The organism is Bradyrhizobium erythrophlei, from assembly GCF_042430365.1.
Classification (GTDB): Bacteria; Pseudomonadota; Alphaproteobacteria; order Rhizobiales; family Xanthobacteraceae; genus Bradyrhizobium; species Bradyrhizobium erythrophlei.
The window spans coordinates 1-19032 of sequence record NZ_JBHMET010000263.1; the positions used below are offsets into that span (position 1 = coordinate 1).

At 59.5% G+C, this 19032-nt stretch carries 22 protein-coding genes and 3 pseudogenes; 12 read left to right on the top strand and 13 right to left on the bottom strand.

The genetic code is table 11. From position 1 onward, the window contains the following. Positions 1 to 86: 86 nt before the first annotated feature. Positions 87 to 764 (top strand): Crp/Fnr family transcriptional regulator, encoded by a 678-nt coding sequence (locus tag ACFFWD_RS40145; RefSeq protein WP_376974926.1) that lies wholly within the window; start codon positions 87 to 89, stop codon positions 762 to 764. Positions 765 to 813: 49 nt separating this feature from the next. Here the strand turns inward: ACFFWD_RS40145 and ACFFWD_RS40150 are convergent. The 4 genes and pseudogenes from ACFFWD_RS40150 to ACFFWD_RS40165 all read right to left on the bottom strand — a co-directional run. Further along, a pseudogene (locus tag ACFFWD_RS40150) lies at positions 814 to 1002 on the bottom strand (DUF2061 domain-containing protein); the annotation flags it as partial. A gap of 255 nt (positions 1003 to 1257) precedes the next feature. Beyond that, the gene (locus ACFFWD_RS40155; RefSeq protein WP_376974927.1) at positions 1258 to 1629 is read right to left on the bottom strand and encodes a signal transduction histidine kinase; all 372 of its coding nucleotides are present in this window, start codon (positions 1627 to 1629) and stop codon (positions 1258 to 1260) included. A gap of 28 nt (positions 1630 to 1657) precedes the next feature. Continuing rightward, positions 1658 to 2119, bottom strand: a complete 462-nt coding sequence (locus tag ACFFWD_RS40160) for a hypothetical protein (RefSeq protein WP_376974928.1) — start codon at positions 2117 to 2119, stop codon at positions 1658 to 1660. A 378-nt stretch (positions 2120 to 2497) separates the two neighbouring features. Beyond that, positions 2498 to 2830, bottom strand: a complete 333-nt coding sequence (locus tag ACFFWD_RS40165) for a hypothetical protein (RefSeq protein WP_376974929.1) — start codon at positions 2828 to 2830, stop codon at positions 2498 to 2500. 446 nt (positions 2831 to 3276) lie between these two features. Between ACFFWD_RS40165 and opgC the strand changes: the two are divergent. The 6 genes and pseudogenes from opgC to ACFFWD_RS40195 form a co-directional block, all read left to right on the top strand. Next, positions 3277 to 4197, top strand: a pseudogene (opgC, locus tag ACFFWD_RS40170) (OpgC domain-containing protein); the annotation flags it as partial. A gap of 122 nt (positions 4198 to 4319) precedes the next feature. Then, the gene (locus ACFFWD_RS40175) at positions 4320 to 4535 is read left to right on the top strand and encodes a hypothetical protein (protein ID WP_376974930.1); all 216 of its coding nucleotides are present in this window, start codon (positions 4320 to 4322) and stop codon (positions 4533 to 4535) included. Positions 4536 to 4691: 156 nt separating this feature from the next. Further along, a complete protein-coding gene (locus ACFFWD_RS40180) occupies positions 4692 to 4970 on the top strand; it encodes a hypothetical protein (protein ID WP_376974931.1) in 279 nt (92 codons plus the stop codon). Between the two features lie 229 nt (positions 4971 to 5199). Beyond that, positions 5200 to 5508 (top strand): recombinase family protein, encoded by a 309-nt coding sequence (locus ACFFWD_RS40185; RefSeq protein WP_376974932.1) that lies wholly within the window; start codon positions 5200 to 5202, stop codon positions 5506 to 5508. 58 nt (positions 5509 to 5566) lie between these two features. Next, positions 5567 to 7288: a recombinase family protein gene (locus tag ACFFWD_RS40190; RefSeq protein WP_376974933.1), complete on the top strand. Its 1722-nt coding sequence runs from the start codon at positions 5567 to 5569 to the stop codon at positions 7286 to 7288. After that, positions 7257 to 7484: a hypothetical protein gene (locus ACFFWD_RS40195; RefSeq protein ID WP_376974934.1), complete on the top strand. Its 228-nt coding sequence runs from the start codon at positions 7257 to 7259 to the stop codon at positions 7482 to 7484. The genes ACFFWD_RS40190 and ACFFWD_RS40195 overlap by 32 nt, the downstream gene beginning before the upstream one ends. Positions 7485 to 7611: 127 nt before the next feature. Here the strand turns inward: ACFFWD_RS40195 and ACFFWD_RS40200 are convergent, their stop codons facing one another. The 3 genes and pseudogenes from ACFFWD_RS40200 to ACFFWD_RS40210 form a co-directional block, all read right to left on the bottom strand. Further along, the gene (locus ACFFWD_RS40200) at positions 7612 to 7851 is read right to left on the bottom strand and encodes a hypothetical protein (RefSeq protein ID WP_376974935.1); all 240 of its coding nucleotides are present in this window, start codon (positions 7849 to 7851) and stop codon (positions 7612 to 7614) included. 46 nt (positions 7852 to 7897) lie between these two features. After that, positions 7898 to 8056, bottom strand: a pseudogene (locus tag ACFFWD_RS40205) (ATP-dependent DNA ligase); the annotation flags it as partial. Between the two features lie 529 nt (positions 8057 to 8585). Continuing rightward, positions 8586 to 9131, bottom strand: coding sequence for a DUF1488 family protein (locus ACFFWD_RS40210; protein WP_376974936.1), 546 nt, complete (start codon positions 9129 to 9131; stop codon positions 8586 to 8588). 47 nt (positions 9132 to 9178) lie between these two features. On the opposite strand from ACFFWD_RS40210, the gene ACFFWD_RS40215 reads away from it, so the two are divergent. Next, positions 9179 to 9769: a response regulator gene (locus ACFFWD_RS40215; RefSeq protein WP_376974937.1), complete on the top strand. Its 591-nt coding sequence runs from the start codon at positions 9179 to 9181 to the stop codon at positions 9767 to 9769. A gap of 102 nt (positions 9770 to 9871) precedes the next feature. Further along, positions 9872 to 10651 carry a sensor histidine kinase gene (locus tag ACFFWD_RS40220; RefSeq protein WP_376974938.1) on the top strand — a complete coding sequence of 260 codons (780 nt, stop codon included), beginning with the start codon at positions 9872 to 9874 and terminating at the stop codon, positions 10649 to 10651. Between the two features lie 342 nt (positions 10652 to 10993). Here the strand turns inward: ACFFWD_RS40220 and ACFFWD_RS40225 are convergent, their stop codons facing one another. The 4 genes from ACFFWD_RS40225 to ACFFWD_RS40240 are packed head-to-tail and all read right to left on the bottom strand — an operon-like array spanning position 10994 to position 15819. After that, entirely contained in the window at positions 10994 to 11236 is a 243-nt protein-coding gene (locus ACFFWD_RS40225) for a hypothetical protein (RefSeq protein ID WP_376974939.1), read from the bottom strand. Positions 11237 to 11273: 37 nt separating this feature from the next. Further along, on the bottom strand, positions 11274 to 12566 hold the full coding sequence (locus tag ACFFWD_RS40230) for a glycoside hydrolase family 130 protein (protein WP_376974940.1): 1293 nt from the start codon (positions 12564 to 12566) through the stop codon (positions 11274 to 11276). Positions 12567 to 12598: 32 nt separating this feature from the next. Continuing rightward, positions 12599 to 14887 carry a glycosyltransferase family 4 protein gene (locus ACFFWD_RS40235; protein WP_376974941.1) on the bottom strand — a complete coding sequence of 763 codons (2289 nt, stop codon included), beginning with the start codon at positions 14885 to 14887 and terminating at the stop codon, positions 12599 to 12601. Then, the gene (locus ACFFWD_RS40240) at positions 14884 to 15819 is read right to left on the bottom strand and encodes a class I mannose-6-phosphate isomerase (protein ID WP_376974942.1); all 936 of its coding nucleotides are present in this window, start codon (positions 15817 to 15819) and stop codon (positions 14884 to 14886) included. Before ACFFWD_RS40240 ends, ACFFWD_RS40235 begins: the two co-directional genes overlap by 4 nt. Positions 15820 to 16499: 680 nt before the next feature. On the opposite strand from ACFFWD_RS40240, the gene ACFFWD_RS40245 reads away from it, so the two are divergent. The 3 genes from ACFFWD_RS40245 to ACFFWD_RS40255 all read left to right on the top strand — a co-directional run bounded on the left by ACFFWD_RS40245 (position 16500) and on the right by ACFFWD_RS40255 (position 17656). Continuing rightward, positions 16500 to 16871, top strand: coding sequence for a signal transduction histidine kinase (locus ACFFWD_RS40245; RefSeq protein ID WP_376974943.1), 372 nt, complete (start codon positions 16500 to 16502; stop codon positions 16869 to 16871). Positions 16872 to 17337: 466 nt separating this feature from the next. Further along, positions 17338 to 17571 (top strand): hypothetical protein, encoded by a 234-nt coding sequence (locus ACFFWD_RS40250; RefSeq protein ID WP_376974944.1) that lies wholly within the window; start codon positions 17338 to 17340, stop codon positions 17569 to 17571. Continuing rightward, a complete protein-coding gene (locus ACFFWD_RS40255; RefSeq protein WP_376974945.1) occupies positions 17549 to 17656 on the top strand; it encodes a thiol-disulfide oxidoreductase DCC family protein in 108 nt (35 codons plus the stop codon). Before ACFFWD_RS40250 ends, ACFFWD_RS40255 begins: the two co-directional genes overlap by 23 nt. A gap of 87 nt (positions 17657 to 17743) precedes the next feature. On the opposite strand, the gene ACFFWD_RS40260 is transcribed toward ACFFWD_RS40255, so the two are convergent. Together ACFFWD_RS40260 and rpoH are read right to left on the bottom strand one after the other, a co-directional pair. Further along, on the bottom strand, positions 17744 to 17980 hold the full coding sequence (locus ACFFWD_RS40260) for a zinc-finger domain-containing protein (protein ID WP_376974946.1): 237 nt from the start codon (positions 17978 to 17980) through the stop codon (positions 17744 to 17746). A gap of 180 nt (positions 17981 to 18160) precedes the next feature. Next, the gene (gene rpoH, locus ACFFWD_RS40265) at positions 18161 to 18988 is read right to left on the bottom strand and encodes an RNA polymerase sigma factor RpoH (protein ID WP_376974947.1); all 828 of its coding nucleotides are present in this window, start codon (positions 18986 to 18988) and stop codon (positions 18161 to 18163) included. Positions 18989 to 19032 lie beyond the last annotated feature (44 nt).

Sequence of the window (19032 nt, forward strand, 5' to 3'; positions counted from 1 at the left end):
CCGCTCGATCGTAGACGAGCCCGGCTGGTAGGGGCAGCCGCAGTTCGCCCCGCGCCGCCTAACGCCCAGCGAACGAAAGTACTGCTTTGGCGAAACCGGCCAAGAACTTATTTGATCCCAAGTCTTTCCTCGCCGAGGTCGGGGTCGGAAAATCGATCTCTAAATTGAGCAAAGGTCAGAACGTGTTCGCGCAGGGAGACGTTGCGGACGCGGTATTCTACATTCAAGAGGGAAAGATCAAGCTCACGGTCGTTTCTGACCAAGGTAAGGAAGCCGTCGTCGGGATTTTGGAGCCGGGGCAATTCTTTGGCGAAGGCTGCCTCAACGGACATCCATTGCGTATTGCCACTACTACGGCAATGGAGGACTCCACTATCACAAGAATATCGAAGAAGGCGATGATTGCAGCGCTCGAAAGCAAGCCGAAATTCTCTCACTTATTCATGGCGTACCTGCTCGCGCGCAATAGCCGGATCGAAGAAGACCTGATCGACCAACTGTTCAATTCGAGTGAGAAACGCTTGGCTCGGCTGTTACTTCTGCTGGCAAATTTCGGCAAGGAAGGCAGTCCGCAGCCCATTGGCGTCAATATCAGTCAGGAAACGCTGGCCGACATGATTGGCGCGACCCGATCACGGGTTAGCTTCTTCATGAATAAGTTCCGCAAGCTCGGCTTCATCAGCTACAATGGAAAGATCGAGGTTCATAGCTCGCTTCTGAACGCGGTTCTGCGCGACAAGTCCGAGATAGACCGGGAGGATTGACCACCGCGCGCCCAAATCGTTCCAGCGCACAGATATCAGGAATAGCGGATCAGAGCGGACCGGAGCCGGCGTCAGTTTGCCCTTGCTGATCCCAGCAAATGACGGACCAGGCTCTTTCGTGAAGATAGTGGAGGGTCATTTTGGTGATCGCTTCAGCGCCGGCGATCGAGCCCGCAACCTTGACGCTACCGGTGAAGATGAAACTCAGCACGAAGGTGTCGATACTACCGGTGACCCTCCAGCTGACAGCCTAGGCAATGGAACGGAAATAGGAATCTCGTACCCGAATGAACATCCGTCCGTCCCGCCCCCTCTGCGCTCGATCATGTCGACAAACCTCCCCAAAGGCAGAGGAGACTAGTTGAACTCGCTGCAGCTGAACCTCCGCGGGAGCGGGGCGTCGAAACCGTCGTCGCACTCTCCTCAAGGGCTTGGCGACCACGACCGAGCCTGTTCGGCGGCGTTTTTCTCTCAGCATCCCGTTGTGCAGATATCAAGTCAGCCTACGAAATGCCGGCGGCAAAGCGTCTCGCACGAGCTCACTTAGATCTAAAGCCTCGCCGCTTTCCGTAATGTCCGAGAACAGAACCTCGATAAACGGATGTTGCCGATTGAACGCAGCGCCTCGCTGGTATTTGGCGCTCACGATCCGCTCAATCGCTGCAAGGTTCAGCTTGCCAAGTGCGTTGTATTGATCCCGGTACAGACTTTGTCGTCCTCCACGGTGCTCGACAGCCTCGGCCCAGACGTCCATCACCTTGCGGCTTACGAACGCCTCGACCTGATCGGTTCCATCCCGGGCAAAAATCCGTAGGCCATCCATGTTATGGGGGCCGTCATCGATGCCAAATTGGGTAAGTGACATGGGGAATCCTCCTGTTGTCCGCGCTTACTCACATCGTCAGTCCGTCACGGACTGCGCCTCCCTCGTTATCCCACCGCGACAGAGCCGCAGCGCACCATTTCGCATCGCTGGGCGTGCCACGACCGGCTTCTATGTGCTTGTGCAGAAATCGGGCAATCCGCCCTCGGAGCGCCGCTGTCTCCACTAGCATTCCGACCGATCCCGCGGTGTCGAAGAGCTCCCGTTGCAGCGTCGTCGGCAAGGCCATCCATTTCATGATAAGGGCGACGCCGAGACACCGCAGAACGTGCTCATCGTCAGCCGCAGGGGCTGCCCCGCGGCGTCGGTCCTGCTCCGCGATGTGCACAGGATCGTCGCAATCCGCGACGAAGCCTCGCCCGAAGCCGTCCCTCCAAGTCTTGAATTTACGACTTTCCTCAGCGCTGGTCGAACCCTTGAGGAGTTCGCCGCGCTCGGTGGCCCTTGCGCGATACTGCTGAGATTTGAACATGCAGAGCCCTTTCGCTGAAGTCTCCGCGCCTCCGGCCAATCTCGATGGTCGACCAGGATAAACGTAGATATGGGGGTCGACGGTTCGAATAACGAGCCCCAGGGTACGAATAAGATGGCACGAAAAGAGACAACGCAATGCATCGCTTGGCGTCTAACTGGCATGTCCCTCAATCGAGGTTGCGAGCGATAGCGCCGCCAGCAATCTGAAGCGAGGAACCAACCGCCCAGCAGCACGCGATCATAACTATCAAACCCTGTGGGATGGTCTGATCGAGGACAATGACGCTGACAGATAGAAATGCCGCAATCGCGGCAACGAATGTTCCAGACGCACCGAAGATCTCAGCCGCATCGGTGTCGCGCTTCGACTCTTCCCTCAAAATCGACCTCTGAGCAGGACGACCGGCAGATCAATGCCGATGTAGAAGCCAAAAGATCCGTAGAGCATCATCAACAAGATGAACCATTCGCTTCGAAACGGTTCGTGTCCCAGGCGCGTCCATACCGCGGCCACGTACAGGCCGCACGAATCTCCAACCGCGGCGAGCGCGATCCGTTTAGGCTGTCGCGCTTGGTTTTCTCCGAATGGAGAAATTCGGAAACGGCGGTGACCAACTGACCTGCCGCGAACGGCTTCATCAGCAAAAGCACTGAGGAATACGTTCGACAGGTTGAAGGATGGCGAAGCCACCACGCGCTTCACCGACAACCGCTTTCTCTCGGGTGTCGCAGAAGCCAAAGCGCTTTCTGCCTAGAAGCGAGAGACGATTTGGACTGGTCAATGAGCTATCCATTCGCAAGCGGCTCCTGGCTCCTCCGGAGTGCCTTGACCATCTAGAGAAAAAGATAGCTATCCGAGCGTAATGAGCGCACCGTCCTGCCGGGTCCGATTGTGGCGCTGGCCTGGAGCCGCAGGTTATCAGGATGAAGCGCCGAAAAGAGAATTAACACTACTGCGTCTTCTACGCCGCTCGGAAGCCAATCCAATTTGCAATCGAACGCTTCGACCTGAGTGCGCGCGGGCGCGTGCGCCCGCGAGATTCCTCCGGGTCAGCGGCTATCCACTACGACGGCGCCGCGTGGCAGGCTTCGAGAAAGATCGACCATGACGACGATCCGATCGCGACAGGAAACGGTGGTGTTCAGCCACGTCTGCGCGAAGGCTGGAGCGGTGTGATCAGCCGTACGCTGCAGTGAAGCTGGGGCATTTATGTCGCATTTCTGCTGCTCACGCTTGCTTGCACCATCATGGTTTACTTCGCAGATAGCAGCCGGATTGCCGAGGAGACCAACACGCGGATTCTGTTGGAACATCCGGGCGCGACGCTCGCCCATGCGGCGATCCTGCAATACCGTCCCGTCAACACCGACATCTTGCCGCTCTTTGTGGTTTATCACCTCTTGTTCGCGCCGCTGCTGTGGCTGCTATTGCGAGCACCGAGCCTGACGCTCGGCGCTTCCTTGTTGCTTTATACGCTGGTGCACGTGTTCGGTTGGACCGTCCCGGCATGGCCGAGCAACGTCTGGCCCTTCAATCCGCTGGCGTGGCAGCTGCTGGTTGTGCTTGGCGCGTGGTGGGTGACGGAGGGCAACCGGATCTTGCCGTGGTTGAGCTCACGCACGGCGCTCGGACTTGCCGTTGTCTATCTGGTTTTTAGTCTGACGATCGCACTCAGTTGGGCCATCAAACTACCCGAAGCCATGATCCCACAAATGCTGGTGAGCCTCAACAAATCGGATCTCGATCCATTGCGATTGCTGCATTTTTTTGCCCTTGCGATTTTGACGGTATGGCTCGTGCCTCGCAATTGGCGAGGGCTGACGACGCCGGTGATGCGAGGGGCGATTCTCTGTGGTGAGAACTCCCTGGCGATCTATTGTCTCGGCGTTCTGCTCGCGCTTGCCAGCCACATCGCGCTGCTCAGCATCTCCAATGAGATTGCGATGCAGGTCGCGCTCAGCCTTGCTGGCATTCTCGTCATGATCGCAGCTGCGTCACTGCTGAATTCGATCGAGATCAAGCCGAGGCGGCGACCAGGCGGCCATGAAGGCCACGACGTGCTGTGTGGCAAGTGATCCTTCATACGGAGAGATGGTCCAAACTGGATCAGCGAGGTATGACTGTGGGAAAGTTCAAGATAAGGGTCGCACGCATCGAGGCGATTTCGCCGAACGAACGAGGCGAGGACATTCGCTTGATGTTTCAATTCGAAGGCCATCAGATCAATTTTGCGTTGCCGATCTTCCTGAACTCTTGCGAATTCGACGACACCGAAATCGTCAAGGTCGCTCGAAGCAGGTTACATGACGTTTTCCGGCAGCTTTGCAGTCAGTGCGAGGATTGGCAGTTGTCGGACGACGAGCGTCGCGAGCTCGCAAGGATCAACGTGCGGCCCGGCGTCAATTGCGCGTGAGTCGGTCGGCAACGCGGTTCAAGAAAGCCAGCTGCTGTCGCCGAATTAGATGTATGCCCCTTCGAAATCCTCCGGCGACGCCCTGCCCGCCACCCGTTCGACGAATGGCCACGGACCGCACCAGTTTCGCACCAGAAACGACCTCGCCAAGACGCAATGAACGCGATCGTAATCAAACGAAAACGCAGAGAAATCAACGAATCCGATCGATTTTCTGCCGCTCATAACGGTCTGGCTGCAGGTTCGATTCAGGCCGAACTGGCCACGGAATCAATAGCTGGTCAGAGTCTGTTGGTGACGGTGCCGCAGTCTCGCCCCAAATATGGGCGCCAGAGCTACCGCTTGCTAGCGGCAAGCACTTCGGCGGGCGAAGCTGTCCCAGGCTCCTTCCCTTTTTTCTTCGCCGCGGCATCCAATTGCACGACGAGCTTATAGCGGCCGTTCCGCTTAGGCATTGCCCGAGCATGATGCTCGGGATGATCACCACCGTCCACATTGTGTGGATTGGCGCCAGCGCAGGTGCGTGCACCTCGTTAAGTTGCGCGATGACCTAGAGGTTCGATCGTGCGGGACGCGCATCGCAAATTGTCCTTGCAGACGAATCCAGACAAGGCGATCCTACGTCTCGCGCGGGTACTTGCTCGTCTGGCCGCGAGGGAAGATCATGAAAAAGAGGTCGCCAATCGAAGAGACAAGGAAGAGAGCGACGATCTATGCTCAGTTCTCAACCGATCTTCAGAATGAGCGTTCGATTGAAGATCAGCTTTCACTTTGTCAAAGCTATGCCGAGCGCGAAGGCTTAACCGTTATCAGCACCTATGAAGATCAGGCCCGCTCAGGCGGCTCGGTCATGGGTCGCGAAGGCCTTCTGCGGATGTTGGACCAAGCGCGGGAGAGATCCTTTGACGTAGTGATCGTCGAAGCGCTGGATCGCCTGTCTCGCGACATGGGAAGATCTCGCAGGCATCCATAAGCGGTTATCTTTTCCCGGGATCGAAATCCGGGCGGTTCACGAAGGCGTCGTCAACACCGTGCTGGTCGGCCTTCGCGGCCTGGTCGGACAACTCTATCGTGAGGACAACGCTCACAAGGTTCGTCGTGGCCAAGCAGGGCGGGTCAAGCAAGGTTTGGCTGGAGGTGGCCTGACATACGGATACGCCGCGGTCGCCGGAAAGAGCGGCGAACGGGTCGTCGTCGAGGCCGAGGCCCACGTGATCCGGCGCATCTTTCAGGAATACGTGGACGGTCGAACGCCTCGCGAAATCGCGCACGACCTCAACAAGGAGAGGGTATCACCTCCGCGAGGCCGGGCATGGAATGCCTCAACTATTAATGGCAATCTTGAGAGGGGTGCCGGCATTCTGCAGAACGAGCTTTATGTAGGCCGCCTCGTCTGGAACAAGGTCAGGATGGTGAAAGATCCCGACTCGGGAAAGCGCCTGTCACGACCAAATCCGAAGAGTGACTGGCAGGTTGCTGAAGTGTTGCATCTTGCAATTGTCAGTTCAGAGCTGTTCACAGCTGCTCAGAAGCGCAAAGAGGAGCGCGGTCGCGCCCACCCTAGCCATCAACGTCGGCCTCGTCGGATGCTATCTGGCCTGCTCCGTTGCGGTTCATGCGGCTCGGGCATGGCAACCAATGGGCGGGACAAATCGGGGCGCGTTCGCATTCGCTGCTCGGCGGCGACGGAGAGCGGCATGTGTCCTGACGCCAAGACCTTCTATTTAGACACGGTCGAGTGTGCAGTCCTCAGCGGGCTAAAGGCCGAATTGCGCGCGCCGAAGGTTATTTCAGAGTACGTACGCACGTATCTCGAGGACCGGAAGCGCCTCGCAGCTACATCAAATGCAAAACGGCAGCGCCTTGAGCAGCAGCTTGGGCAATTGAACCGGGAAATCGAACGACTGGTGGATGCCATCGCAAAAGGACATGGCGATCCGTCCGTTCTCGGACCACGATCGACCTCCTTAGATGCCGAACGAAAGCGGATATCTGAGGAGTTGCAGAGTGAACCGCCCGCCCCGAAGGAAGTCGCGCTGCATCCGGCCGTCCTCAAACGATACGAGGAGCAACTCGGTAGACTTGAGGAAGCACTCGCGAAAGGTGTCAGTGCGGGCGACGGAGAGGCCGCAGAAGCCATCAGAGACCTGGTCGAGACGGTCACTGTGTTCCGCGATCCAGGGCGCACAGGTGGCGTCGCCGTGGAGATAGCAGGCAGGCTAAATGCCCTGCTCGGGGAAAAGGCCTATCCAAACCACGTCAAAGGAGTGTGGGGAAAGGTGGTAGCGGGGGAGGGACTCGCAACCACCGATACCGACATTCGCTCGTCGTGGCCGTCTGAAGTGGACCGTCCCTGCGCTCCGAACGCAGTGAATATCTTCTCAACGCAGGATACGCGATTGGGCCTTTGTGACGCTGTGCCTCGCCGGAGCGATTTTAGCGGCCGTCGGGAGTATCAAGGTCGCAATGGACCATCGAGCCCATCGTGGCGCATCGGAACTTCAGCAATTCGCAGCGGCCCCGCTAACCCCCTGTACATGGCGCGGCCTACCCGCTCTCGGGGCGTTTCGGGGTTGGTTCCCTTCCACGCCTTCGTTATTTTGTGGCATGTCCCGGATTTAGGGCGCACAATCACTACATCACCGCCCGGTACCGTGGCAAACATCGGTGATGAGAACGCCGGTCGCGCTCCCGCCAATCCCCGAAGGGATGGAGCAGCGCATGCAGAAGCATCGCGGTATTCAACAAACTAAAACGCGTCAAAATAGACTGACACAAGCGGCTGTTCGTTTGCGCCAACAAGCGACGGGCACTCTGCCGCGCATCGAACGCGAGCGCCTTATCCGCAGAGCCCAACAAGCCGACATGGCTTCTCAGGTGAACGAGTGGCTTTCCTCGCCCGGGGCTACGCACACCAGCTTCAAGCGGGCCGCCGCGATGCCTGCCTAGAACGAAAAGCCCGGCCACGAGGGCCTGGCTGATCGGAAATAAGATGGACAATCCATAGAGCAAACGCGTATCGACCCTGCAGTCGATGCAAAAAGCGACAGTAAACGTCCGTAACACTACGGTGGCCTTAGCAGGCGTGACCAGCGAGTGCTCCCGCCGCCGCCACGACATCGCCGGTGCCGAGAATGTTGACGATGGTTATAGCCCACGAGCGCTTCGGTCTTAATCCTTGACCAAGCGACGCAGGTGGAAAGGAACTGCCATGCATCGCAACCTCGATGTTTTCAAGGACGCCTTGTTTTGGGGTGCAATGGCCTTCGGCGTGTCGCCAATCGTCTTGGGTGGAGCGCTTCTGGTGTGGCTGCATTGACAGCCTCCGAATTGGACAGCGCAAGGCGGCTTGGCTGCTGGCGATGTTCTCGCCGCGTGAACACCTTTGCCGCGACATTGGCCATGTGGATCTGAACGCGGTAGCCGTCGAACTTGACTTCGTGAATCCATTGTTTGCCGGAGAGCACGCGGTCGATCGAGGGCGCCGGCGCCGGCGCGGCGAATCCGAGGAAGGGGGCTCGGCGGCTTGGAAGCGGAAGCTATGCCGCTTTGGTTCCATGGGACCCTAAGTCCCGATTCCCAGTGTCCAAGGAAACGGCCTCAGAGCGGGTGGCATCTGAGGCCGCTTGAAACCTTCCGCCGGGCATTGAGCAAAATGTCGACCGGTCAGTGGGCTGGCTCTCGGAGATAAGATCACCGATTGCTGAGGACCAAGAACTCCCAAGATCATTCGTTCCGTCCTAATCTGAAATATTTGAGTGTCCCCGACCTAGCCTCCCCAACTGGGGCGCGCTCGCGCCTCGCAGCCGCTCGACAAATCAGAACGCCCAGATCATGAAAAAGGAGAGGAGGAAAATTCCTCCACACGCAAGGAACGTCGCCGCAAAATCTGTAGCTATGACATCCTCTCAGGAGGTTGATCGCTTGCAGTCTCGATTCGGATCTAACGCAGGGCTGGAGCGCGGCTGCCACAATGTCTTAGAACCGGCGTTGCTCCGTCGTTTCGGACCGTTCGCCAATCAGGACCGAGGCTCCGCCAGAGATACTCGCTCAAAAATTTGCGGCGATCAGATCGTAAGAACCCCTGCTTCCGCCAACGTAGACCTTGGCGGCGGCGGCACATATCCGATCACGGTTGGAATCGAACGCGTTCAGAAGACCCGACTCATCAGGACGTGCATCTGGTTGGATGCGCCTCAACGCGCCTTCGTCTATGAAAAACGATGCCTCTATTGCGCTATCATGTCCCCAAAATCGCACGGCATCCCGCGTTCGATCATATGAACGGCTGTGATTTGGAAATTCAATCATGTGGCTGTGACCGATCAAGTTGTCGGTGTACAAGGCGCCGTGCCCGCTTGTAGACCCGCACCGAGGCATATTCGACGGCCATCGATATCGCTGACAAGATCTGGCGTGGCGAAAGCTCGCGCAACGGGAAGAGTGTTGAAGCGATCCGGTTGCGCTCAAGCGTAAATACGCCGGAATCGGATTACAACCCTGCTCGATCCACGACAAATAAGTTGCAACCAGCCTCGCTATTCGGCGAAGCGTCACTATATCTTCCATATCACCGCGCGCTTCCCCGGCTGCCATCGCTGACTGAGAGCATTGCGCTCCCGCCGCGACCAAACGCGGCCGATATGTCCAATCTCTACAAATTGAGTGTTCGCGAGTGGCTCGTACCGCCGGTATTGCTGCCGTTCCTTCCCGATCTCCGTTCACCGATCGTAATTGGCCCGGGTATTCAGGAAAAGAGCGCCCTGACATGGATCAAATGGGCGCCGAGATGCTTGTCCCGGGTCGACCGCCCGTCCGAGTCGATAGCCGGTCCCGTGGACGCCCGTCCGATGGTGCTCGATCTTTCATGCGTTCCAGCCGTCGTTCTCATCGTCGAGGACGAGATGATGCTCCGCATGCGCGCAGTCGACATGGTGGTAGACGCCGGCTACACGCCGATTGAAGCCCTGGATGCCGACGAAGCCGTCGCGATCCTAGAATCCAGATCCGACATCGCGCTGATGTGTACCGTCATCCAGACGTCCGGCAGCATGGACGGCCTGGGACTTGCGCTCGCCGTCCACAAACGTTGGCCATCGATCAAGATCATCTTGGTGTCGGGGCAATTGAACCCGCCGAGCAGCGATCTTCCCCCCTGCAGCAGGTTCTTCGGCAAGCCACTCGAAGCTGGGGTAATGATCGCCGAGATGCGCAGCATGATCGGCCACACCTGACGCTGGCGTTTTCACGCCGGATACCGCCAAAGCCGCCCGGCTGCGGCAGGAACATCCGCGAAGACAAGTGCGGAACACGACTTATGGTGATAGGGTTGGAGGATGATTGAAGTCGATCTCCGTACAGACCGGCGCGCCGGGAGCGGCGCAGAACCGCACCAGAAGTTTCTGGCGGCGGAGAATGTCAGTTTGCGGCTTCTCCTCGCCCAGGCCGAGATCAATACCCGCAGTCTGCTTGCCAACGCCGGCATCAACGCCCGGGAGCGCGAGGCGTCCGACAAGCTGCAGAGGCTGATCCTTGAAGAGCTGCACCACCGCATCAAGAATACGCTCGCGACCGTGGGGGCCATCGTCTCCCAGAGCCTGCGCAATTTGCAGGGAGCTGAGCACGCGCAGCACGCGATCGAAGGCCGGCTGCTGGCGCTTGGACGGGCGCACGATCTCCTTCTACAGGCGAGATGGACCAGCGCGGATCTTGGCACCGTCGTCCGCAGCGCCACCGAGGCCTTCGACAATCCGGATGAGCCGAAATTCTCGATTTCGGGACCAGATATCCGGATGGCGTCGGGTACTGTCATCGCCGTCGCGATGATGCTTAACGAGCTTTGCACGAACACCACGAAGTTTGGCGCCCTGTCGGTCCCGGAGGGACGCGTCGACATCTCCTGGGCGCTGGATCCGCAGACACAGCGCTTGCAACTTGCATGGACCGAGAAAAACGGTCCCCCCGTCCACCCTCCGGAAAAGCGCAGCTTCGGGACACGATTGATCGAGACGCTGGGCAAGCAGCTCAAGGGCGACGTGCGACTAACCTATGAGCCGACCGGCTTTGTGTACGCATTCGACGCGCCGATCGCTTCTCTGACTTCGCCGGCGGCGTAATCGGTATTCGATCGATCGACGGAGCCAATGGTATCCAGATAGACAACTGCTTCAGCACCGGGGAAGAACTGGGCCGTCATTCATCGGATACCAGGGGACGGCATCCGGTCACTTCTTACCGCGTAACACTGGTTGCGGCTTCTATTTGAGAGCAGCGGGCGCGAGCGTGAACCTCTGCACGGTCTGTGCAGACAGATGGCTACCGGGGATTGCAATTTCCGGGTCTGGCACAACGCCGCCAGACATTATTCGGCCTGGCGGCGTTGTGCGTTCTGAAGCGTCCGCCATCCTGGCCAACGGTAGCTGTGCCCCAAATCAGGATGGCCGCCCAAGCAATCAAGCTCAGTCGAAGGCCGATGGCAGCTCGCCCTGCCGGAAAATGACGGTCGGCTCGTCGTCATAGTCACCCATTTCAGGGTCGCCCGTGGATGAGAAGGCAATGACGCCCACTTTGCTCAAAGCCAGTCTCTCGGCCGTGCGGAGCGCGCCGGCTTCCGTGTTGCAGGCGATCGGAGCATCTGCTTTGAGGCTTCCTCCCCGGCCGGCATTGAATGCCTGGACGAAGTAGCTTGTTTCGCGAGCCATGGGGTTGTCCTTTGAGCACGCGCCAAGCGACTCCGGGTCAGGACATTGCCTGCATCAGCGCAGAAATCTGCATTGTCGCAAAGTTGGAAAAAGTGTCTGACACTGCGTACGGCAAGATGATCTGATCATTGTGCCGCATCGCGCCGCACGTATAGACCACGTTCGGAACGTATCCTTCGCGTTCGGACGGTTCGGGCCGCAATAGCGGTTCGCTCGAACGCGCCAGCACCCGTGAAGGGTCGCGCTTGTCGAGCAGCACCGCACCGATCGAATACTTTCGGACCGGGCCGACGCCATGCGTCAGCAAGAGCCAGCCCTCTTCCAATTCGATCGGCGATCCGCAGTTGCCGATCTGCACAAACTCCCAGGGAAATTGCGGCTTCAGGATCGCCTGGCCGCCTTCCCATCTGTAGAGATCGTCCGAGTAGACCAGATAAAGATTCTCGTTGTCCTGGCGCGCAATCATGGCGTACTTGCCGTCGATCCGGCGCGGAAACAGCGCCATGCCCTTGTTGCGCCCGGCGGCGCCGTGCAGCGGCGACATTCGAAACGAGAGGAAGTCGCCGGTCTCGATCAATTCCGACCGGATCGCAGTGCCCTTGTAGGCGGTATAGGTCGCGTAATAGGTCGTCCGCCCGCCATCGCTGAATTCGACAAAACGGGCGTCTTCTATGCCGTTCGACTGCGATTCCGTCACCGGAAAGATCACGCGTTCGCTGATGTCCAAGTCTGGATTGAAGATGACCTCGACTTTGTCACCGATCGGTCCGGACACGCGATACCCAATCCGGGGACTGGAAGCGAGCCGGGCGGTCGGATCGACGGCAATACTGCCGTCGGCTGCGACAGTTCCGGCGCGAAACGTCAGCGACGACACATGTCCTTCGCCGACGGCGCGGAGGCTGAGAATGAAGCGCAGGCTGCCCGTCGGCGTCCCCGACTGGGCAGGGTGCGGTACGATGCTCGGATTGAACAGTGCCGATGCCTCGAACGAATACTCGTGCATGAAATAGGCGCCGATGAGCTGGCGCTGGACTTCGGAAAAAGTGCAGTGCGCCGTAAGCGCCTCTTCCATTTCGTCGGCACGGAGCTCAAACGTCTCCAGGAGGTTGCGGTGCCGGCCCTGGAAGTTTTCCAGCACGTCCGCCAGTTGGCTCGCTGCCGCCTTCGCGTCGAGCGCGAGAACGCGCTCGACGATATGATTCGCGCGCGTCTTGTCGGTCGGGTTGAGATCGCGCGGTTCGGTCGCCGGCTTGAACGGGCGCACGATCACACGGGCGGGGTCGGGACGCAGATAGAGAGCCTGCCGATTGAGAAAAGTGGCCTGCAACGAGGTATCCTCTGTTCGCCTGGAGCGCCGGATCAAGCGCCGATGGCGCGAAGCGCCACGGGATTTGTCGGGTTGACGTTGACGCGCGCGAGCTGACGGATCTCAGCCAACGCCAGCAAATACGAGACTACCGATTCGCCCCCGCAATTCTCATTAGCACGATCGGGGTGCAATCCATCGCGGCAACTGCCGGTCTCGGGATCGACGAGCGCAACCGACAGGTCGTTGCTGCCGAGAAACCAGGAGAAGGCCCTGGTTGCGATCGTCTTCCATTCGGCATCGTCGTCCGCGCGCCACGCGGCCAAACAGGCCGCAATTGTCGCGGTGGCTTCCAGAGGCTGTTGATCAAAGGCGCGAGGAGGCTTCCGCAGTTCGCCAAAACCGGCCGTGCCGACGGGACGGAAATGGCCGGTCGATGTCGTTTGTTGTGTCATCAGCCAGCGCAGGGATCTCAGCCCGGCGTCGACATAGACAGGTGTGTGCGTCGCCATGCCTGTGACGATCAAGGCCTGCGGCAAGCGCGCATTATCGTAGGCGAGGCCTTCCTCGAACCACTGCCAGTCCGGCGTTTCGACCGATGCCAGGCCGGACAGAAGTCCTTCGGCAAGGACACGACGGATATCCTGGGCGCGGCGATCATCGGCAACCACGGTGCAGTAGGCGTCGAGACCCAGCAGCGTGAAGGCCGATGCACGGGGGGAACGAAAGCTCTCCACGGCCGGTAGCGCCTGGGCGAACAAGGTGCGCGCCCATCGACGCCGCGACGGGCTGGCATCTGTCCGCGTGCACTCGCCTAGCGCCCACAACGTTCGGCCGTGACTGTCTGCGGAGCCGGTGTGTTCAAGCCAGGTCCGGTTAAAACCCATGAAGTTGCGAAATCTTCCTGTATCGGGATTCCACGCGTGCTGCACAAAAGCGGCAAAGCGCGCCGTCAGCACATCGGAAATGGGCCGCTCGCCCGGTTCATTGAGCGCGCAAGCCAACAGCAAGGCGCGGGCATTGTCATCCACGCAATAGCCGTGCGCGCGATCCGGCACCGAATGCACGGCGTGCTGGAACAGGCCGGTATCGTCGCACATCGACAGAAAATGCCCTAATCGCATGTCGGGCGCCGCAGCGGGGCTGAGCGGCGCGATCGCGTCAGGCACGGCGCGCGCGATCAGCTTCAGCCGGTGGCCCTGCCCCGCATGCTCGAATACGATCATGTAACGCGCGGCGGTACGCTCCCATGTCATGGACCGGCTGGCGGCATAGGCCCGCTCGCGCATCGCCTGCCGGCGGGGGTCGTCGGTGAGCAATTCCGCGATTTCGTGGCCGATCCCCGCCGCGTCGCCAAAGGAAACGAGAACGCCGCGCCCATCGGCCAACAACTCGCGCGCATGCCAATAGGGCGTCGAGACGACCGGTTTTCCGAGGCCGAAGCTGTAGGCCAACGTACCGGACGTCATTTGCGCTTCGTTGAGATAGGGCGTGACGTAGACGTCGCACATTGAAATGAACTCGAGCAGCGTGGCCTGATCAACGAACTGGTCGAGAAAGACGACATGATCTTCGACGCCGAGTCCGCGCACGCGTGCCGTCAGGCTCTCGCGATAGGCTTCGCCCTGATCGCGAACCAGATGGGGATGCGTCGCGCCGAGCACGACATACACCGCATCCGGTCGTCGTTTCAGGATCGAAGGCATGGCGTCGATCATGACCTCGATGCCCTTGCTGGGCGACAACAGCCCGAATGTCAGAATGACGGAGCGGCCGCCGAATCCTAATCTTGCTTTGACCGTGTCCGGCTCGACAAATGGAAAGTCGGGGATGCCATGGGCGATGACCTCGATCTTCTCGTGCGGCACCCGATAAACGCTGTGCAGCAGCTCACGGCCCTTGTCGGCCATCACGACGACCTTCGCGGACGCCTCGACGATACGCTCCGTTACCGTGCGCTGGACCGCGCTGGGGCTTGCCAGCACCGTGTGCAGTGTCGTGACGACCGGCATGGTCAGGCGCGTCAGCAATTCGAGGATGTGGGCACCGGCGTCGCCGCCGAAAATCCCGAATTCGTGCTGTAGGGAGACGACGTCAAATCGACCAGCGTTCAGGGAAGCTGCGGCGCGCGCATACTCCTGAAGGTTGTCGTCCCTGATCTGCAGGACGACCGACGCAGGATAGTCATAGGTCTGATCGTGGTCAGTCATCGCCACGACGCAGGTTTGCAGGTTCGGTCCTGAATTCGAGATTGCGCGTTGCAGGTCGGTCGTGAATGTTGCGATGCCGCAGCGGCGCGGCAATGAATTGCCGATCAGCGCAATCCTGCGGGGCGGCGTCACGTCCGCGCCTCGGCCAGGGCGGTCCATTTCGGATCATCGGGCGCGGCCGGTTGAACGGGTTGGGTCGATGGCTCGCACAGTCTCTGCAAAAGCGAATCAATTGGCCGGGCCGCCGGATACGCAATCAGGACGGTCAAGCCATTGGTGCCAACCTCGATGCTGCTACGACCACCGCCAACGAATATCGCCTGCCCGATCGATACCGTGGCCAATCCGATCGCCGCATGGCCGTCGAGAACAAGAACCCAGGTCTCCGGTTCCGCAACGAGCGCCCAGCTCGAAGCCGCCGGCAGGTCAACGCGCTCGAGCACGAAATGCCGGCTCGCGACGAGAATCGTCCGTTCATCCGTGAGGCGGGCCGGATTGGCTGGGGATCGAAGCGGCCACGCGTCGGCAACGGCTACGCCATTGTCGATGTGCAATTCACGGTGTCTGTCATAGTCGAATAGACGGAACGTGGTGTCGCTGCGCTGCTGAATTTCGGCCAGCACGATGCCGGCGCCGAGAGCGTGGATTGTGCCGGCCGGGATGAAGATGACATCGCCTTTCGCAACTGGACGCCATTGAACCAGTTCAACGATAGAGCCGTTCGCGATCGACGCCCGCAATTCCTGCGGCGTTACCCGGCGCTTCAAGCCAATGCCGATCTGCGCGCCCAGTTTCGCCGAGATGATGTACCATGCTTCGCTCTTGCCGTTCGGCATCCCCATCGCGCGCGAGAAGGTGTCGTCCGGATGGACCTGGATGGACAATGGCCCGCTTGTGAACAACAGCTTGAGCAGCAGCGCAGGGACAGGAGCGTTCTTGTCGGCCCGCTCGAACCACAGCTCTCCCACGGCGTCACGCGTGCCGTCGATGTCGCTCCATGGCTGGAGATCGCTGACGCCCCAGGGCTTGTGCAGGGCCCGCACGGACGCGTGTTCGATGGCCATAGTTTGTCCTGACGCGTGACGCGCACGCCGGAGCGACGTGCCGTTGCTCGATATCGTCGACTACGATTTGCGTGGCTAAGGTTGTGCGGCTAAGGCGTCGCGTCTCCGGAAACGCCTTCTTGCAGAAAACCGGTTACGCTGTTGGTTATATGGATGCGCCGGCACCCAATAGCAACCTCTTCGCAGCGGGCCCGGTCGATATAGTGGAAACAGCACTTAGAGCCCGGTCTAGGCGGTTGAGATCCCGGTCCCGCATCGCGTTGCTATCGAGACTGACGGACGCGTCATGACCGCTGACCTTTGCCTTCGCTGGCCGTCGCTTCGGGATTTCCCTCGACATCGTGAAAGAAAGAGCGTCTGCTGTACCTATCACCGCCCATCCTTGGCAACTATCGGTGACTGAGAGTTTTGTGCTCCCGCCACAAGACGGGCGGTTAGCGTGTCCACCATCCAAAACTTCAATCTGCGAGAGTGGCTGGTACCTCCAATTTTGCTGCCAGTTCTTTTTGGTCTCCTGATCACTGGAGCGGTTATTGTCCAGTGGTAACGCCGCAGTGACGGACGACGCGCGTCGCGATGCGATATTGGGCACCGCGGCTTCGTGGCGGTGAGACAAGGGAAAGGCGCAGTCCGCGAGGGACTGCCGATGTGAACGATCGCCCACAACAGGAGGACTCCCCATGTCGCTTGCACAATTCAGCGTCGATGACGGACCGCATAGCATGGATGGGCTACGACTTTACGCCCAGGATGGAACTGAACGGGTCGAGGCATTCATAGGTCGCAAGGTGATGGACGTCTGGGCCGACTCTGTCGAGCACCGTGGAGGACGACAAAGTCTGTTCCGTGATCAATACAATGCGCTTGGCAAGCTGAACCTTGCAGCGATTGAGCGGATTGTGAGCGCGAAATACCAGCGGGGCGCCACGTTCAACCGCCAGCATCCCTTTGTCGAGGTTCTCGTCTCGGACATCACGGAAAGCGGGGAGGTTCTAAATCTAAGTGAACTCGTGCGCGAGCCTTTGCCGCCGGCATTTCATAGGCTGGCTTGAGATCTGAACCGCGAACAGATGGCGGATGTTTCGTAAGAAGAAGTCTCGTGACATGGCGCTCACGCGAGGAGGATTTCGGCACTACGACTATGACCGGATGGTCGTTCTCTTTACGATGACGAATGCTGCGACCGAAGAGGCAGGATCGATCGCCTGGAACAAAACCGGGCCAACGGGCCGGACTCGTGACCGTAAGCGTATCAACCACGAAGAAGCCTATTCGATGGACGACGCTTGCACCCATTGGGCAGAGGATTTTTTTCGCGTATGCGCAGCGCGGAGATTGGCATCCATCACCACATTGCCTTGCGTACCTTTTGCGGTACGCTCAAGAGAGGTCTTGGAGAGGGGACAACGGCCGTCTGTCGAACGGTGAGCAAGTCAACCGCCTCGCAGCTTTGTCTTTTGAAGCGTGGCAAGTCAGTTGATTTTGGTGGCTATTGGCAGCGGCGCTTGAAAGATGTTCATGCCTAAGCAAAAGCTTCACACCCGCGAAGAAGTCTTTAAAGATCATGTCTCCGGTCAGTATGACGAAACCATATTTCGTTTCAGAGTGCCGGGTGGCTGGATTTATACGCACACTGTTATCCGGTTTGGTTCGGTCGATAAAAACTATGTAGCAGATACTTTCGTTCCTGACTCTACAGTGGACATGGATCTTCCAATTCATCCCACGGATGATCCGAGACGCGATCTATGACTTGGTCGCGCGCAACCGCCATCGCTGGTTTGGCCGTCGCGACGCTTGCACCCTGCCGAATTGGGGTCGTTCGTGGCCATCGTGAACCGCCCCGAGGCTGCGGGACGATGGCGCCTGGCGCGGGTTGGCTGCGGCCGGCATGACGAAGGAAGCAGCGTTGCTGCAATTCAACTCAGTCCCTGTCACCGTAAGCACAATCTGCCGGATCAGCTTCGTGTGCGCCCAAGCTCGGATCGAACCGGAATAGCGTAGAGCAATAGGGGCAGACGATCTCACCGGCGTCGCCCATCTTGAGGTAGATGTGTGGGTGATCTTGCGGTGGTTTATCCCCAATGCACATGAACTCGCGGCAGCCGATGCGCACGGTCGGCACCCCGACTTCATTGTGAAACTTCGGATAACTTTCCATCTGCAGCGCGCGGCTTAGGCGCCCGATCGATGACGCAAAGTGCCGTGCATGGATCGTCGAGCGAGGGCTCGATCAGCATCCGGTGAGCGGCGCCTCTCTCGCGTCGTTCGGTTGCCGTAAAGCGTACCCGGAGCGACACGTCCATCGTCAGTTTCTCTCACCACGGGAGAGGGTTGGAAGCTAACGCACCTGCAGAGGCGCCGGGGTCGCCATCGACACGACGCTCTGAATCATTGCGTTCTGCACCTTCTCAAAGGCGCTCACCTCGATCTGGCGCACGCGCTCCCGCGAGACGCCGTACTCCTCGGCCAGCTCCACGAGGGTGTTCTGTCCCTCGGCGAGCCGGCGCGTCTCGAAGATGCGCCGCTCGCGCTTGTTGAGCACGGTGAGCGCATCGGACAGTGTCTTGTGGCGGTTATTGAACTCCTCGCTCGCGGCGAGCGTCGTCTCCTGGTCTGGGGATTCGTCCACCAGCCAGTCCTGCCACTCGCCGGAATCGCCGTCCTCGCGGATCGCGGCATTGAGCGAGGTGTCGCCGCCAAGCCGCCGGTTCATGTAAATCACGTCCGTTTCGGTGACGCCGATCCGCCGGGCGATGATCTTCACCTGGTCCAGCCGCATATCGCCGTCGTCGAGGATGGAGATTTTGCTCTGGGCCTTGCGCAGGTTGAAGAACACCTTCTTCTGGTTGGCCGTGGTGCCCATCTTCACCAGCGACCGCGACCGCAGGATGTATTCTTGGATCGCCGCCTTGATCCACCACACGGCGTAGGTAGCGAACCGGAAGCCCTTCTCCGGCTCGAAGCGCTCGACCGCCTGCATCAGGCCGACATTGCCCTCGGAGATCGCCTCAGAGATCGGCAGGCCGTAGCCGCGATAGTCCCTGGCGATCTTGGTCACGAGCCGCAGATGGCTGGTGACCAGCTTGTGCGCCGCGTCGCGATCACCGTGCTCGCGCCAGCGCTTGGCAAGTAGGTATTCTTCCTGGCGCTCTGAGCTGGTCCCGATTGTCTGAACAGAATCTCCGCGTCGATAAGTGGAGCGTCTGCCGG

What these genes read in the sequence shown, in the direction of transcription:
- ACFFWD_RS40155 (WP_376974927.1), bottom strand. Translation starts at nt 1,629, where the DNA reads ATGTCACTTACCCAATTTGGCATCGATGACGGCCCCCATAACATGGAT.
- ACFFWD_RS40160 (WP_376974928.1), bottom strand. Translation starts at nt 2,119, where the DNA reads ATGTTCAAATCTCAGCAGTATCGCGCAAGGGCCACCGAGCGCGGCGAA.
- ACFFWD_RS40175 (WP_376974930.1), top strand. Translation starts at nt 4,320, where the DNA reads ATGTTTCAATTCGAAGGCCATCAGATCAATTTTGCGTTGCCGATCTTC.
- ACFFWD_RS40180 (WP_376974931.1), top strand. Translation starts at nt 4,692, where the DNA reads ATGAACGCGATCGTAATCAAACGAAAACGCAGAGAAATCAACGAATCC.
- ACFFWD_RS40185 (WP_376974932.1), top strand. Translation starts at nt 5,200, where the DNA reads ATGAAAAAGAGGTCGCCAATCGAAGAGACAAGGAAGAGAGCGACGATC.
- ACFFWD_RS40195 (WP_376974934.1), top strand. Translation starts at nt 7,257, where the DNA reads ATGCAGAAGCATCGCGGTATTCAACAAACTAAAACGCGTCAAAATAGA.
- ACFFWD_RS40200 (WP_376974935.1), bottom strand. Translation starts at nt 7,851, where the DNA reads ATGCAGCCACACCAGAAGCGCTCCACCCAAGACGATTGGCGACACGCC.
- ACFFWD_RS40210 (WP_376974936.1), bottom strand. Translation starts at nt 9,131, where the DNA reads ATGGCAGCCGGGGAAGCGCGCGGTGATATGGAAGATATAGTGACGCTT.
- ACFFWD_RS40215 (WP_376974937.1), top strand. Translation starts at nt 9,179, where the DNA reads ATGTCCAATCTCTACAAATTGAGTGTTCGCGAGTGGCTCGTACCGCCG.
- ACFFWD_RS40220 (WP_376974938.1), top strand. Translation starts at nt 9,872, where the DNA reads ATGATTGAAGTCGATCTCCGTACAGACCGGCGCGCCGGGAGCGGCGCA.
- ACFFWD_RS40225 (WP_376974939.1), bottom strand. Translation starts at nt 11,236, where the DNA reads ATGGCTCGCGAAACAAGCTACTTCGTCCAGGCATTCAATGCCGGCCGG.
- ACFFWD_RS40240 (WP_376974942.1), bottom strand. Translation starts at nt 15,819, where the DNA reads ATGGCCATCGAACACGCGTCCGTGCGGGCCCTGCACAAGCCCTGGGGC.
- ACFFWD_RS40245 (WP_376974943.1), top strand. Translation starts at nt 16,500, where the DNA reads ATGTCGCTTGCACAATTCAGCGTCGATGACGGACCGCATAGCATGGAT.
- ACFFWD_RS40250 (WP_376974944.1), top strand. Translation starts at nt 17,338, where the DNA reads ATGCCTAAGCAAAAGCTTCACACCCGCGAAGAAGTCTTTAAAGATCAT.
- ACFFWD_RS40255 (WP_376974945.1), top strand. Translation starts at nt 17,549, where the DNA reads ATGATCCGAGACGCGATCTATGACTTGGTCGCGCGCAACCGCCATCGC.
- ACFFWD_RS40260 (WP_376974946.1), bottom strand. Translation starts at nt 17,980, where the DNA reads ATGGAAAGTTATCCGAAGTTTCACAATGAAGTCGGGGTGCCGACCGTG.